The sequence below is a fragment of the Erysipelothrix sp. HDW6C genome (assembly GCF_011299615.1).
In the GTDB taxonomy this organism is placed as follows: domain Bacteria; phylum Bacillota_I; class Bacilli_A; order Erysipelotrichales; family Erysipelotrichaceae; genus Erysipelothrix.
The window spans coordinates 512,952-528,952 of record NZ_CP049861.1; the positions used below are offsets into that span (position 1 = coordinate 512,952).

Consider the following 16,001-nt stretch of genomic DNA (forward strand, 5'->3'; position numbering starts at 1 on the left):
ATTCAATTATAGGGTGCTATGGTAAAATAGGCAATGTTAGTAACGAAAATAATAGAACAATATTATAGTTTTGATAAAAAAGCAAGATACTACAAATCGAGAACAATATTCGTATAGGCAAAGCGCTTACAGTCGGTTATGATAGGACTATACAGGAGGAACATGTATGAAAAAGTTAATTGTGTCTGGTTTAGCACTCTTATTAATTCTTACAGGGTGTGGATCAAATGGAGATAAGCCATCCGAAGAGGTAACGCTAAAGGTAGCGGGACTTGAAAGTGGTTATGGAAAAGAAGGCTGGCAAAAGGTTGTTGATACATTTGCCGCTGAAAAAGGCGTTAAAGTTGAACTTGAAATGGTACAAAATATTGAGGATGTATTGCGACCACAAATTCAAGCAGGTGATGTTCCGGATGTGATTTATCTTGCAATCGGATCAAAAGGAAAATTAACAGATACTATGATTTCGGAAAAGAAAATCTTAGAAATCACAGATGTACTTGATATGAAAGTTTTTGGTGAGGATGTAGCTGTGAAAGACAAACTCCAAGATGGAGTCTTGAATACATTGCGCACGAATCCATATGGCGATGATAAAACATATCTAACACCACATTTCTTTGCGCCAACAGGACTTTTCTTTAATGAAGGATTGTTCAATGAAAAAGGTTGGGCAGTGCCAACAACATGGGACGAAATGTTCGCACTTGGTGACAAGGCAGCGGCTGAAGGAATCGCACTCTTTACCTATCCAACAACAGGATACTTTGATGCATTCTTCTCAGCATTGCTTAATAATGTTGTCGGACCAGAAATGTATGCGAAACTCATGAACTATGATGAAGCAGCATGGGCAAGTCCACAGACAAAAGAAGCCTTTGAAATTGTTGGAAAACTTGCACAATATACACATAAAGATACTGTATCCCAAGCAAATGGCGAAGGATTCACAAAGAACCAACAACTTATTTTGGATAACAAAGCACTCTTCATTCCAAATGGAACATGGTTACCAGGGGAAATGAAAGATGCACCACGCGCTGAAGGATTCGAATGGGGATTTATCTCAATTCCAAAAGTGAGTGCAACAGGTGATACGTATGCATCAACGTTTACAGAAGAAGTCTACATTCCAAGTGATGCGAAAAATGTTGAATTAGCGAAAGAGTTTATTACATTCTTATACTCTGATAAAGCAGTTCAAATCTTCGCGGAAAATGGCGGTGCAATTCAACCCGTTAAGAAAGCAATTGACTTCATTCCAGAAGGCAGTGATCTCAAACTCTTCTATAGCGTTTATGATAATGGTGCCAAAGCGAACTCGGTTGGATTTGCATCAAAAGATCCAGTTGAAGGTGTAGACTTAACATCATCAGAAGGTATTCTCTATGGAACCGTAAACGAAGTTGTATCAGGTCAAAAAACAGTTGATCAATGGTATCAAGAAGTTCTTGATGCTGTTGCAAAATACAATAAATAAAAGTGTACATGTGATTGAAGGCGGTGAATGTTCAATTCATCGCCTTATTATGATTGGAGTGACATTATGAACAAGAAAAAAACTCAAAAACGATTTCTAATTGGATGCTTAACACCTGCCTTGATTCTGATTGCAATATTTATGGTGTATCCAACCCTCAACATCTTCTACATGTCGATGTTTAAATGGGGTGGACTCTCAGAAACAAAGACATTTGTTGGGCTGAACAACTTTATAACTTTGTTTCAGGATACAAAATTCCTACAGTCTTTCCAAAATTCAATTCTATTGATTGTTGTTGTGACCATCATTACATTTGGATTTGCGGTCGTCTTTGCGAATATTCTTGTCCGCGAGAATGTCAAAGGAAAGGGATTCTTCCGTGTCATATTTTATATCCCAAATATCTTATCGGTTGCGGTAATATCAGCGATATTTGCCCAAATATATGCTGTCGACACTGGGGGATTGTTGAACAATATCATTTCATTGTTTAAACCCGAAACCTATGAGTCTATTCAGTTCCTTGGGGATCCCAAAATCGTGCTCTATGCAATTGCAGGTGCAATGATTTGGCAAGCCATTGGTTACTACATGGTTATGTATATGGCAAGTATCAGTAGTATACCCGAGCACCTTTATGAGGCTGCAAAGATCGAAGGGGCATCACGGATGACACAGTTCTTCCAGATTACATTGCCACTGATTTGGTCAAATCTGAGAACAACCCTAACATTCTTTGTTATATCTACAATCAATATGAGTTTCTTATTTGTAAAAGTGCTCACCAGTGGTGGACCTGGGGGTGCGAGTGAGGTCTTCTTAAGTTACCTCTATAAGCAAGCATACGACAATGCATCGTATGGTTATGGTATGGCAATTGGTGTCATTATCTTTATCTTCTCGTTCGCGCTTTCAGCAATTGTAAATAAAATTACTGAGCGTGATACGATTCAAATGTAGGAGGAACCGATGAAAAAACTTGAAAAATTATCCACAGAATCTGTTTATAAGTTATTTATCTATGTCTTCCTCATTACTTTGGGGATTTCGATAATCGTACCGATTGGTTGGGTATTCTTAGCATCACTAAAACAACCGCAAGAATTCTTTATGAATCCATGGAAATTTCCCGATGCCTTCTATTTTGAAAACTTTATCAAGGCATTCAACGATGCAAAAATGGGTGATTATTTCATAAACTCGATTGTCGTGACAGGGTTGGGAATTCTTATTTTATTACTTACTGCGCTACCCGCTGCGTACGCACTCTCACGATTTGATTTTAAATTGAAGAAGCCGATTAATGGTCTGTTTATGGCAGGTCTGTTTATTAACGTAAACTATATCGTAATTCCCATCTTTTTGATGTTGATGCGGATGAATAATGCTGCAAAGGCAGTAGTTGGCGGTGATATCTTTCTAAACAATCGACTGGTACTTGCACTCGTTTACGCTGCAACGGCCTTACCTTTTACAATCTATCTCTTAACAGGATACTTTAGAACCTTACCAAAGGCCTATGAAGAGGCAGCCTACATCGATGGTGCTTCTCATTTTCAAACAATGGTAAAAGTGATGATTCCGATGGCCAAGCCAAGTATTGTCACAGTAATCCTCTTTAACTTCTTATCTTTCTGGAATGAATATATTATTGCATTAACCTTAATGCCCGGATCCATGAAGACACTTCCAGTTGGCTTGATAAACTTACAACAGGCGTCTCGTGGTGCTGCGAATCCAGGCCCAATGTATGCTGGCTTGGTTATCGTTATGTTACCAACTCTGATTTTATATATATTCGTACAGAAGAAACTTACCCAAGGGATGACCCTTGGTGGACTGAAAGACTAGGTGAAATAATGACAAAAACAAAAGGTCGGGTGACCCTACCAAGCGAAAATAACTTCCTTGAGGAGACAAAAGACTTGATGAGTCGTTGGGGTGCTGATGCACTGCGTGATAGCGATGGAACAAAATTGGATGATGCGATTAAAGACCTTGACGCTAAAATCTATACGACATACTTTGTGGCAAGAGGCGCCAATGAATTCGCATTGCAACATCTCGACGAAGCACAACAACTATTCCTTTCGAGTGATTATGTTGTAGCGACGGAAACATCATTAACGATTCATTTTTTAGAAGGATTTCTTTTAGAACAAATCAAACCGGATACGATCCATGATCCAAAAGTATGGTGGCAAGTCTATGATCGCACGACGAATACAGTTGTATCAACAGACCTATGGACGGTCGATAAAAGTTCAAATACCGTCACAATCCAAAAGACAACACCCTTTCATGAATACAGCGTTAACTTTCTAAGTTATATGATTTGGGACCCAACGCAAATGTACAACCATATTACCAATGATTGGGGTGATAAGGACAAGGAAATTCCCTTTGATGTTCGCCAACCGCACTCATATCAGTTTATGCGTGATTCGTTGATAGAATTTCTGGAAACAAATCCCAAAACGGATGTTGTACGTTTTACGACATTCTTCTACCATTTCACACTTTTCTTCAATGATAAGCGCAAAGAAAAGTTTGTAGATTGGTTTGGTTATGGATCCAGTGTATCTCCAGCAGCATTGGATGCTTTTGAAAAAGAGCGCGGTTACCGTTTGGTTGCAGAAGACTTCATCATGGGACGTACCTATAATTCAACATTCTGCACACCAACGCAAAAATACCGTGATTACATTGATTTCCAACAACAGTTTGTAGCTCAACAAGCAAAAGAACTCGTAGATATTGTTCACAGTTATAATCGTGAAGCAGTCATGTTCTTGGGTGATAACTGGATTGGAACAGAACCCTATGGGAAATACTTTGCATCGATTGGTTTGGATGGTGTTGTTGGTAGTGTTGGAGGTGGCGCGACTTTACGGCTTATCGCCGACATTCCCCATGTTAAATATACAGAGGGACGTTTCTTACCATACTTTTTCCCAGATACATTCTTTGAAGGAAATGATCAAGCAATCATAGATGAAGCACTGACCAATTGGGTGGGTGCACGTCGCGCACTTCTCAGAAAACCACTGCATCGTATTGGCTATGGTGGGTATCCAAGTCTTGCTTACAAATTCCCAAAGTTTGTCGATTTGATTGCATCGATTACCGAGGAATTCAGAGAAATACTTGATCACATCGAGAACGCGAAGCCACTCAGCAAATTTAAAGTTGCAATCCTAAATGATTGGGGTTCCTTACGAACATGGCAAGCATTCATGGTTGCACATGCACTTCACTACAAACAAATCTATTCTTATTTAGGAGTTCTGGAAAGTTTAAGCGGTATGGATATGGAAGTTGTATTCCTCAGTTTTGATGATATTCTCGAAGGAATTCCAGAAGACATTGATGTAATTATCAACGCAGGTGATGCCAACACGGCTTTCTCTGGAGGCAATCGTTGGGACAATCCAGCGTTGTTAACGACAATCCGAAAATGGGTCCATGATGGGCATGGGTTGATTGGTATTGGAGAACCCAGTGCCTACGAAAAAGGCGGTCGCTATTTCCAACTTGCGGATATACTTGGTGTCGAACGTGAGCGCGGGTTTACGCTTTCCACAGATAAATATTTTGAAACGCCATTGGATGCGCACTTTATTACTGAAGACCTGCAAGGATGTATGAATTTCGGTGAACAAATCAATAACATTTACGCTACACATGCGCAAACTGAAATTGCCCATATGGAAAACGAAAATGTGGTTGTGAGTTCACATCAGTACGGTAAAGGACGCGGTGTATATCTGATGGGGTTGCCATACAGTTTCGACAATACCCGTATCTTACTCCGCAGTATTTATTATGCATCAGGAAAAGAGAACAGCCTGAAACGCTACTTTGTTAGCAACCCAAAATGTGAAATTAATGTTTACCCAAGCAGTGGTAAGGTAGTGATTGTAAACAATACTGCTGAGGTTCAGACAACTGATGTTTATGATGGCAGTGGAACGCTACAAACGTTGACATTACAAGGTTCGGAAATTAAGTGGGGTGATTTGAATGAAGAAACCATTACTTATAATTCTTAAGCTCATCGCATTTGTTGTGGGTGTAGCACTCATTACAATCAATCAACGAACGATTGGTATGATGAACTTACTCTGGATGGTCGTAGGACTGGGTATTTTACTCTTTCTTATGTACGACTACAATCGAAAATTTCGCTAACCTCTTGAGAAATCAAGAGGTTTTTCTTTTTGCGAAAGTTTGATAAAAACAAGAATACAACAATAGACAACAAAATGCTTAAAGCGCTTTCATAGTGAAGCGTGCTATGCTTGAATTAGTTCAATATTGTTGATTAAATTCAGCAATGAGCCAAGGAGGAAGGCAATGAGAAAACGTATTTTCGCATACTTATTCTCTGTCGTCATGATGATATCATTGGTGGTTACCAATCCCACACGATTGATAGCAGATGGTGCAGAGTGGTACTCAGTTTCCAAGAGTGAGGGGACGGTCACTGAGGCAATTGATGAGGGCATTCGTTATTATGACTTATCATCAACAACAAAGAATGGCAATAACGACAATGCAGCAATTTTTGCGCGAACAACAGAGTGGGTTATGAATGGCAAAGAGGGCAATACAATCTTTGAATTTATGCCACAATCAGGTAAGAATCGTTTTGCTGTATTCCTATATTACACAGATGAGGCTAACTATTTGTCTGTCGGCTATGATATTGGCGGATGGTTCTGGGAGTATAAAATAGATGGCGTTGGTGACTATATGAAAACCACGCGTATTCCAGCACCGGCAGTTAACAGTAAGAATACGCTTGAAATATCATTGAAGGACAACAAACTCCTCGCATGGAATACAAGTGATGCGGGAGAGCGGGATATGCTTTTTGATAAAATGGTTGATGTCGATGTTATCGATCAACTCTCAGAAAAATCACAAAGCATTAATATTAAACTTGGGACCTATGGTTCGGAGTTATCTTCAGTCCGTATTAAGGCTGTGGACCAAGAAAACATTATCATTCCTGATCCAGGGTTTGAAAGACCGGTGTTGGATATTTACGATCCTTATGATTTAGTAGTCGATTTTGAAGCACTTACGGATCAAGAACTCAAAGATATGTTTACAGTTCAAACTGGTGACATCGAAACCAGCATTGTTGATATCGATGGAAACAAACAGATGAAAATCGATTTCAAGTCAACAGGTCGTCAACTCTTAAGTTTCCGTGAGACACCACTTCTTGAGAATTTCGAGATGAGTTTTGATATGAAATTTGATGCAGTCATGAAACGATTCGGCCCGATGTTTAGGAATGAGGATGCAACATCATTTGCATATGCAGCTGTCGGTGATGCAATGAATCAGTACTTTACGGAGCATTATGGTGTGAACAGCAGTTATTCATCAACCACAACAGCTACACAACTTGAGCCAGAGGAAACGTATCGATGGAAAGTTCGGGTTGAAGGAAAAGTTATCTCGCTTTTCATCGATGACATTAAAATTCTTGAAAACGAGATGACCAATATGCAAACCGGATTGGGAGCCTTTGGATTTGTAAAGGATCGTGGAGTTGCTACAGTCTATCTCGACAACATCCATGTGACAAAACTGGTCCCTGAACGTCCAGAAGATCCAAACAACGAAGGTGTCATTACAAACACGCTCCAAACTGGATCGATGACAGTAGAAATTGATGAAGGCTTTCCGCGAATCTTAAGTTATACGATGACATCAGGCGATATTATGATGGGTCAACCTACAAAGATTGACACGATTCGTATCAACGATGTCGATATTGTGCCAACCGTGTCATTCACGCGCGTAAGTGATACGCAGGCAGACTATATCTTAGATGTCGTTGATGCATCGGCTTCAATAAATGCAACACTTAAAGCAGTGCTCACTGTGAAGGACCATACCGTGAGATTTACAATTACGGAAATCGTCAATCATAATGAGGATCAAACAAGTAATGCACAAATTATTCGTACAATCGAAATACCAAATCACAGTTTGGTATCGGTTCAATCCGATCAAGCCAATGCAAATATCGTGGGTACAGTCATGTCGACAAACACAACAGTTAATGGTGATACATTAACGTATGTTGATGCGTCAACACGAAACTTTGCGGCAAATTACATGTACGGAATCGTATCCAATGATACACTTTCCGCAAGTATTTACTCAAATACGCAATACTCAGCTGGAGGTGGAAATCGCGATTTTACACGAATCAATGCACGTGCAAAAGAGTTTAAAGAAAGCGTCTCCGTTGGCCTATCCAGTACACCTTGGATCTATCATCGTGATGTCATGTATGGTGATGATACCTTGGAACTTCCCGAAGTAAAAGTGGTAATTACCGGTGATGCAAATAATGATAATGTGGTGGATTGGCAGGATGGCGCAATTGCCTATCGAAACATCATGTACTCACCAATTGGAGCCGAAAATGTGAAGGATTTAGTGGCATATCGTATTGCCATGAACTTCGGTTCGCATGCTCAAAATCCATTCTTGATGACGTTGGATGGAATCAAGAAGATCAATCTTCATACAGATGGACTGGGCCAGTCAATTCTTCTTAAAGGGTACGGAAGTGAAGGTCATGACTCAGGTCACTTAGATTATGCAAATATTGGTGAGCGAATGGGGGGATTGGAGGAGTTTCGTCAACTTCTTGACGCATCAAAAGCGTACGGTGCTGAGATTGGCATTCATATTAATGCCTCAGAAACCTATCCGGAATCCAAGTACTTTGGTGAAAATATTCTAAGGAAGAATGCAGATGGTTCCTATAACTATGGATGGAACTGGATTGATCAAGGAATCAATATCGACGCTTCCTATGACTTAGCCAATGGACGACGCTTGCGATTTGAGGAACTTAAAGAAGCCGTTGGCGATCGACTTGATTGGATTTATGTTGATGTCTGGGGTAATGGTCAATCGGGCGACAATAATGCCTGGGCCAGCCACCAGCTCGCAAAAGAAATTCACGACCAAGGATGGCGTTTGGGTGGTGAATGGGGCTATGCATTTGAACCCGATTCAACGTTCCAACACTGGGCAGCAGATTTAACCTACGGTGGCTATTCACTTAAGGGAGTCAACTCCAATGTGAGCCGATTTATCTACAACCAGCAACGTGATTCATGGGTTGGAAACTATCCATCATATTCTGGGGCAGCAGACTACCCGTTGTTGGGTGGCTATGATATGAAGGACTTCGAAGGATGGCAAGGGCGTAACAATTACGATGGTTATATTGAGAATCTCTTTAAAACCAATGTGCCGACTAAGTTTCTTCAACACTATGAAGTAAATCGTTGGGTAAATGGTGATGCAGTTTCAATGACGAATCCTGATGGAAAACCAATCTCATGGGTTCCTGAAATGGAGATTAGCCTTGTTAATGAACAAGGAGACCGTGTCGTTGTAACGCGTAAGTCGAATGACTACGCAAATGATATTGCAAATTATCGTTCACGTACAATGACATTAAATGGTCGCTTAGTCCTTGATGGAGAAACTTACTTATTACCATGGAATTGGGATGAGAATGGAAATCCTCTAACAGGAAATGATGAAAAACTCTACCACTTTAATACTCAAGGTGGAACTTCAACATGGGCAATTCCAAGTGATTGGAATGTAAGTGATGTCGTTGTCTACAAGCTCACTGAAACCGGTAAAGAATACATTGATACAGTTTCTGTAATTGATGGTGCAATTACACTCGATGCAACTGCAAGTACTCCATATTCAATCTATAAAGGCGAACAGGCACAAGAAACAGTAACGTATGGTGAGGGAGCACATATTGTTGATCCAGGTTTTAATACACAAAATCTTGATGTATGGAGTGTAACAGGGGATGGTGCAAGTGTTGTTAAATCACAAGCATCAAACGACATGTTAGCAATCACTGGTAATACTACGGAAACGCGTGTGTCTCAAGTACTTACCGATTTAACCCCTGGGCAAAATTATGTTGCCTATGTTGGGGTTGATAATCGCAGTGATGTCAAAGCAAGTATCTCAGTAAGTTTTGGCGATACTGTTGTTGAAAACTACACCTTGAGATCAATTGCTAAGAACTACGTCAAAGCGTATGCACACAATACGAATTCTTCAACTGTTAACGGCAACAGTTATTTCCAAAATATGTTTGTATACTTTACTGCGCCAGATAGTGGTGAAGTTACACTGACCCTTGCGCGCGATGCAAGTGATCAAGCAACCTACTTTGATGACGTCCGCATAACAGAGAATGAAGGTAATACGCATATAAATAACACAACCTTCTTCCAAGACTTTGAAAACAGTGCACAAGGAATTTACCCATTTGTAGTCGGTAATATTGAAGGTGTTGAGGATAATCGAACCCACTTGTCGGAATTGCATGCACCGTTTACGCAACGGGGTTGGAATCAAAAACAAATCAGCGATGTCATTGATGGCAAATGGTCCCTTAAGACGAATGGTCTTACCCAACGAAACCGCTTGGTTTACCAAACGATTCCTCAAAATATTCGCTTTGAACCAAACCAAAAATACAAAATCACATTCGATTATGAAGCAGGGTCTGAAGGGACTTACGCTTTAATTGTAGGTGATGGTGAGATGGGACAAGGTGAAGTAAAAACACCACTCAACGCAACCCTCTTTGATGAGGGTGCCAAGACCTATGAATTTGAAATCGTTGCATCACCGACAGGTCAGACATGGTTTGGTATTTTCTCAACATCAACGGCGCCGAATCTTCAAGGTTCCGCAGATAAGGAAGCAAACTTTAGAAGTTACAAAGATATTATGCTCGATAATGTACGAGTTGAACGTATTGAATCTGTTGATACGGTTGAATTAAAAGACAATGTGACAAACGTTATACTTAGCGGAAGCGCAGACTTACTTAAGACAACCGATACGTTCAGTGCTCCATTTGATGAGACATTGAAAGCGACACTTGAAACAAATCATGAAGGCATGGATGTTGATGTATTTACGCTTAATGTACAACGTGAAGATCAAGCACTGACATTACCAGAGGGACGCAGTGTTGAAGTCATGGTACCTGTTAGGACAACCCTCAGAAGTCTGGAAACTGTCAATGGGGTTTACCAACAAACGGAAAATGGGGATCTTGTGCCCCTAACGTTTACAGTAGATGCGGGAATGATGCGTGCTCCTATCTCATCATTTGCACCGATTGTTGTAAACTATGGTATCGACACTGTCGATAAAACAGCTCTAAATGATGCCATTCAAATCTTCACTACTTTAAATGAATCTGATTATACTGTGGAATCCTGGGCAAGTATGACTTCGGTCTATGATCAAGCAGTCGTTCTGTTTAATGCTACAAGTGCAAATCAAAACGATGTGAATGCCATGACCCAGTCCTTAAATGACGCATATGATTCACTTGTTCCGGTAACTGTTGTGGATAAGACACAACTACAAGAACTCGTCAATGCGTATGATACCTACGATTCGAGCGCATATACAGACGAGAGCTGGGCATTGTTAACTGCAGCATATCACGATAGTGTACTCTTGCTTACAGCGCCATCAGCAACACAAACGCAAGTAGATGCAATGGTATTGCGCCTCAGGGCAGCATTTGATGCTTTGGTCGAATCTGAGCCATCAACGGTGGACAAGTCAGTGCTCGCAGCACTCATTGTAAAAATTGACAGTTATGATGAGAAAGCTTATACACCAGAGTCGTGGGCGGCGCTACAATCAATCTATGCGGAGGCGCGCATTATTCTAAATGATACAAATGCAAGTCAAGAATCCGTGGATGCAATGGTAATAAAACTGCAGCAAGCCCATGATGGTTTGAAGCGGATTAGCATTGTAAATCCAGTCGTTCCCGATAAAACGCTACCAACTACCGGGGTTCGTAATCAAAATACGATGGTACTTCTTGGTATCTTTGCGATTATTGCAGGTAGCATGTTATGGTATGGAATGAGACGTTACAAGAAAGAAGACTAAAAGAAGTTGGAATCGCAAGATTCCAACTTCTTCTTTCTGTTCTCTATTCAGATACGAGTTCAAGAGATATTTCATTAACTTTGAAGAGTGTCCCATTAAAGAGTGTTTTATTAAAGTACTCACCAAATTCTTTTTGAAATTCGTCACTGACATTATAAATATAAACATAATCATAGTTTTTAAGAATATCTTGATACCAGTCTTCAGAATCGACCCTTACCGTCCAATTTCCTGTTTTATCAGGATCAGTAGTAAGTGACCATGAAAAGGGTGGGTTGATTGTATTGGGAAGCAAACTGTAGCGTGATTTCCAATATTCAAAACCAACAGTGTCCTGAGCAATGAAATATACGCGTGCATTGTCTAAACCGTGTGTGGCGGTAACTAACGCGTGGTCTTGTTGGGTTCGTACACTGGTTAGCTTGGAGAGGTAAAAACCATAAATTGTTGAGCATACTAGTAAACCAAGAGTGAGAGAAGGAAGTAACCATTTTCGGGATAGTGTAAAGGAATCTCGCATTGAGGCTATGAAAATAAAATAGAGTACAAGCGGGAAAATCAATGTATATGTATAGCGATCAAACGAAGCAAGATTCACTGCTTCATACTCAGTAAAAATGAATACATAAAGGTATAATACACCAACTAAATAAAGTAATGTAAATCCAAGAATTGCGAAACTCAGCTTCTTTAGTGGTTTTTGTTTGATGATTAAAAGAGTTGTTAGACCTAAGACGAGGATGCATAAAAGTGCGGGTACAATTGCCTGTATAAAATTGGCCAGAACCTCGTACTGGTATGTCGGTCCGTTCCCCATTAAGAATTTTCCAATTGCGTCAATACTCGAATTTCCTGGGGCGGCTTCTGTCGCGGGAAGAACTTGCTTGAGATGTATTGACCAGGAGAATTTTGTGAGGATTAAGACCAATCCCATTCCTAGAATTTGTTTGCGCGAAAGGTTGCGCGTGATAATACCGATAAGAAGAGCAATGAGTGCAATGCCGAGTCCCGAATCTTTGGTAATGATAAGCATAAATATTGCCAGACTCAGGTTCAAGGTAAAGGGTGATTCATGTTTGGCATATCCAATGAGTATATAGAGGAAAAGAAGTCCCAGAATCTCATCGACATAAAGTGAGTAATAATAACTTCTAAAGAAATAGACTGGAATCGTGAATAGAAGAATCATCATCACTGCACTTTTGAGATTCAATTTCTTACAGTAACCAAACATAGGCACTAATATGGACCATTTAAATACATTGGTAATGATGAACATGTTTGGTTCCGTGAGTGATCCCGTGATGCGCATGGAGAAATACTGCAATGGTGAAAGCCCGGGAGGGTAGTTTGTAAAATGAATGCGTTCAGGATTGAATGATGACAACTGATTGGTCGTAAACATATTCTTTACGGTTAATCCCCAGTGAGAGAATTCGTCCCATAGTGAAACTGAAACCAAGCGATTCATCAGGATAATACTTGCTGTCCCAATCAAGAAGCAAACAATAGCGGGGTCTTTAAAATCATTAAGGCTCACGTCGTGGCGTATCTTCAAAATAAAAAAACCGAACGATATAAGAAGTAAGAACATAGAGAGATAGTATCCAAATGAGAGCAAATTAAAAATTCCAAACCCATAGTGTAAGAGGATGAGTATCATGTAAGGAATGGCGATGGATGATGCAATGGATCTGTGGGTAAGCTTCGCAATATTAATTGCGGCAATAAACATTAAGCCAATCATTAGCAGGATATTAATCATTGTGCTTACCTTGGAAAACCCAGCGTCTTTGAATTTGATAGCTAATTAAGAATAATACAAGATCAACAAGAATCTTGATGACAAGTACCTTATGTCCCAAGAGTGCGTAGAAAGCAGAAACCAGAGCACCGGAAGTTAAGGATTGTACCACAACCAATATGTAATAACGTCCCATTGCATGTTTCTTATGATCGCCTGCAAAAACTACTTTCTCGTTGATCACAAAATTATATAACGAAGAAATAGCCCGTGAGACAAGCGTCGCAATCATAATTGCATGGGTCGTGTGTGCGAGTAGAAAGTAGCGCACCAATGCGAAAATTCCGATGTCAATTAGAAAGGAAGAGGCAGAGCTAAAGAGAAACTTGAAAAATGCAGAATATACCTTAATGGAATCACGTACAGGTTTAAAGTGGGATTGCTCATTATTTCCATAATAAATTGTTTCGATGGGTACTGAAACAAAGGAAATATTATTTTTAGCGGCTTCCATAAGCATGTTCATCTCAAACTCATAGCGGTCACCTTTAACGTGTAAGAGATCCTTCATGAAATTATAGGGAATCCCTCTTAAACCTGTTTGTGTATCATGCAAGGCAACACCACTGCTTGCTTTAAAAACAGAACTTGTGATCTTGTTGCCAAAACGACTTTTTGGTGGAATATCATCCAAATTGAAATCACGCTCTCCCATAATGAGTGAACTTGGGTTCTCATTTAGAGACGCTGCAACACGGTAAATATCATGAGGTGTATGTTGCCCGTCAGCATCAGCAGTAACGACACCAATAATGTGTGTATCCAAAAGGTAGGAAAATGACGTCTTCAGTGCGGCGCCTTTTCCTTTGTTTTCATTATGCACCAAAAGTTTAATTCCGTGAGTTTTAGGAATTGCTTCAAATATGGGTTGTGTTTCTGGATTGCTCCCATCATTAATCACAACAATTTTCACATGATTTCCAAAATCCGGATGTTGATGTAAATCATCAATAAGTTCAAGTAAAAGTTCTGTTGGGTTGTATGCGGGAAGTACGATTGCAAAATGCTGCATTGAATTACCTCCATTCTTATAGTCGTGAAAAGTCCGTTAACTAAACTTTACCATAGTCATGGGACGAGAATCTTACGATTCTTTCACAAATTCACAGAAAAAATAACGTGCTCCTCAGAAAAGAATGGAAAACACGAGAAATTGTGATTTTCAGTTGTCGTTTGATAATGTTCGGTGAAAAGAAATGGTGTCTAATGAACTCTAGATAACCTTCTTTGTCACTCCATATTTAAAAGTCAATTGGAGAATTGCTTAGAATGTAACGAAAAAAGAACCGCTAAAATGTCGTGTAAATTTGCTATAATGTAAGCAAAGGAGTTTCTCATGGACAAACTAAAAATGTGGTTTCGCATCAAAAACAACCGTATCATTGTTGCAGTTGTTGCACTTGTAGTGATTGTTGGAACTGGGATTGGGTGGATAGTCTTAAGCAAACCTGAACCAATTATTGTATTTAAGGAGCAAATTGTTGTTGAGTATGGAGATAAAATTATCCGGGAAGCAGATGTAATCGCCGAAATACTAGATCGTGAAAAGTCAAATTACGAATCAGTCTCAATTGTAAATCCTGAACTCGTGTTTGATACGAAGAACGCGTTTCGTGTTGACGACGCAGCGATGAAAAAAGCTGGTATGGATGAAAAAGGAATTCAAATGGTCTCGGATATTCTCAAAGAAAGACAAGACATTGGGAAAAAACTCTCAGAATTTAAAGAGTGGCAATCGTTTTCACCATATCAAACAAAGGTGATTACACTCGCTGTTAATGGTAAAGAACGTGAGTACACTCTGGAGTATCTTGTCTTGGACACACAACATCCCATTTTGACTGGGGTGGTGGATTTTGATACAGACTTTAATGACGTTCCTGATTATACGAAGTTGTTTAAAGCATCTGATCCAGTAGATGGAGATCTTGCGGTTGTTGTAAGTGGTGATATCTTCTATGATCAGCCAGGGATCTATAAACTCGTTGCGACGGCAGTTGATAAAAATGGAAATAAACAAGAACAACCATTCACAGTTACAGTTAACGAAGCAAAGAGTGTAGAAACAGAATCTGCTCATTCAGCGGAGAATGAGCAACAAAATGGAACAGAGAGAACATTAGTATTCCGCGATCGAATCATGATTCCCTCACCAGGTCCATTGGGAGTTGGGCGTATCTTAGATCTAGAAGCATCGGGACTCGATGCATCCGAAGTGAGTATCGCATATAAAACACAGTCAAATGAAATAACCTATTTTACGCCTCTTGAGGAAATTACCTTGGATGATTTACTGCATGAGAGTGAAGAACTATGTTATGCACACGCATCAGACCTGTACTATCTGTACAGTGATTATCACATGTCCTACCAATGTAATCTGCTTTCAACCGGAAAGTATGGGCTTACTCTGATTGATGGGGCTGGATCACACTTTGCATTTGTTAAAAATCCCGCAACGGATACTATAATTGCGAACGTAAATGGTGTTAAGACAGAACACATCATTACATACTATCGCCGATTTGTTGGTGGCGTATTTGATCTCAAGGCATATCAAGAAAGCTAAGCCGTTATCCCTCTATAAAACACTTAAATTAGTGGTGAATCGTCAATTCATCACTTTTTATTTGACTAATTAACTGAATTTGAGCGATATGTGAGCAATATGTTAAGTTGTTAGCCTTATTTGATTGTTTCGTGATTTTC

The 16,001-nt window shown here is 39.8% G+C and carries 9 protein-coding genes; 7 read left to right on the forward strand and 2 right to left on the reverse strand.

From position 1 onward, the window contains the following. The first annotated feature begins 166 nt into the window (after positions 1–166). From G7062_RS02320 to G7062_RS02345, 6 genes are all read left to right on the forward strand, one after another. A complete protein-coding gene (locus G7062_RS02320) occupies positions 167–1,480 on the forward strand; it encodes a carbohydrate ABC transporter substrate-binding protein (RefSeq protein WP_166064314.1) in 1,314 nt (437 codons plus the stop codon). 66 nt (positions 1,481–1,546) lie between these two features. Beyond that, entirely contained in the window at positions 1,547–2,443 is an 897-nt protein-coding gene (locus G7062_RS02325) for a carbohydrate ABC transporter permease (protein WP_166064315.1), read from the forward strand. Between the two features lie 9 nt (positions 2,444–2,452). Beyond that, complete coding sequence (locus tag G7062_RS02330) at positions 2,453–3,334, forward strand: carbohydrate ABC transporter permease (RefSeq protein ID WP_166064316.1); 882 nt, start codon at positions 2,453–2,455, stop codon at positions 3,332–3,334. Between the two features lie 8 nt (positions 3,335–3,342). Continuing rightward, positions 3,343–5,535 (forward strand): 1,3-beta-galactosyl-N-acetylhexosamine phosphorylase, encoded by a 2,193-nt coding sequence (gnpA, locus tag G7062_RS02335; RefSeq protein WP_166064317.1) that lies wholly within the window; start codon positions 3,343–3,345, stop codon positions 5,533–5,535. Beyond that, the gene (locus tag G7062_RS02340; protein ID WP_166064318.1) at positions 5,507–5,674 is read left to right on the forward strand and encodes a hypothetical protein; all 168 of its coding nucleotides are present in this window, start codon (positions 5,507–5,509) and stop codon (positions 5,672–5,674) included. Before gnpA ends, G7062_RS02340 begins: the two co-directional genes overlap by 29 nt. Positions 5,675–5,839: 165 nt before the next feature. Further along, positions 5,840–11,488 carry an endo-alpha-N-acetylgalactosaminidase family protein gene (locus tag G7062_RS02345; protein ID WP_166064319.1) on the forward strand — a complete coding sequence of 1,883 codons (5,649 nt, stop codon included), beginning with the start codon at positions 5,840–5,842 and terminating at the stop codon, positions 11,486–11,488. Between the two features lie 43 nt (positions 11,489–11,531). On the opposite strand, the gene G7062_RS02350 is transcribed toward G7062_RS02345, so the two are convergent. Further along, a complete protein-coding gene (locus G7062_RS02350; RefSeq protein ID WP_166064320.1) occupies positions 11,532–13,253 on the reverse strand; it encodes a hypothetical protein in 1,722 nt (573 codons plus the stop codon). Next, a complete protein-coding gene (locus tag G7062_RS02355; protein WP_166064321.1) occupies positions 13,246–14,304 on the reverse strand; it encodes a bifunctional glycosyltransferase family 2/GtrA family protein in 1,059 nt (352 codons plus the stop codon). Before G7062_RS02355 ends, G7062_RS02350 begins: the two co-directional genes overlap by 8 nt. Positions 14,305–14,628: 324 nt before the next feature. On the opposite strand from G7062_RS02355, the gene G7062_RS02360 reads away from it, so the two are divergent. Next, positions 14,629–15,861: a DUF5011 domain-containing protein gene (locus G7062_RS02360; protein WP_166064322.1), complete on the forward strand. Its 1,233-nt coding sequence runs from the start codon at positions 14,629–14,631 to the stop codon at positions 15,859–15,861. Positions 15,862–16,001: the final 140 nt, after the last annotated feature.

Bases quoted from the DNA above. Each gene is read 5' to 3' on its own strand.
- G7062_RS02355 (WP_166064321.1), bottom strand. From the start codon at position 14,304: ATGCAGCATTTTGCAATCGTACTTCCCGCATACAACCCAACAGAACTT.
- G7062_RS02345 (WP_166064319.1), top strand. From the start codon at position 5,840: ATGAGAAAACGTATTTTCGCATACTTATTCTCTGTCGTCATGATGATA.
- G7062_RS02320 (WP_166064314.1), top strand. From the start codon at position 167: ATGAAAAAGTTAATTGTGTCTGGTTTAGCACTCTTATTAATTCTTACA.
- gnpA (WP_166064317.1), top strand. From the start codon at position 3,343: ATGACAAAAACAAAAGGTCGGGTGACCCTACCAAGCGAAAATAACTTC.
- G7062_RS02350 (WP_166064320.1), bottom strand. From the start codon at position 13,253: ATGATTAATATCCTGCTAATGATTGGCTTAATGTTTATTGCCGCAATT.
- G7062_RS02340 (WP_166064318.1), top strand. From the start codon at position 5,507: ATGAAGAAACCATTACTTATAATTCTTAAGCTCATCGCATTTGTTGTG.
- G7062_RS02360 (WP_166064322.1), top strand. From the start codon at position 14,629: ATGGACAAACTAAAAATGTGGTTTCGCATCAAAAACAACCGTATCATT.
- G7062_RS02325 (WP_166064315.1), top strand. From the start codon at position 1,547: ATGAACAAGAAAAAAACTCAAAAACGATTTCTAATTGGATGCTTAACA.
- G7062_RS02330 (WP_166064316.1), top strand. From the start codon at position 2,453: ATGAAAAAACTTGAAAAATTATCCACAGAATCTGTTTATAAGTTATTT.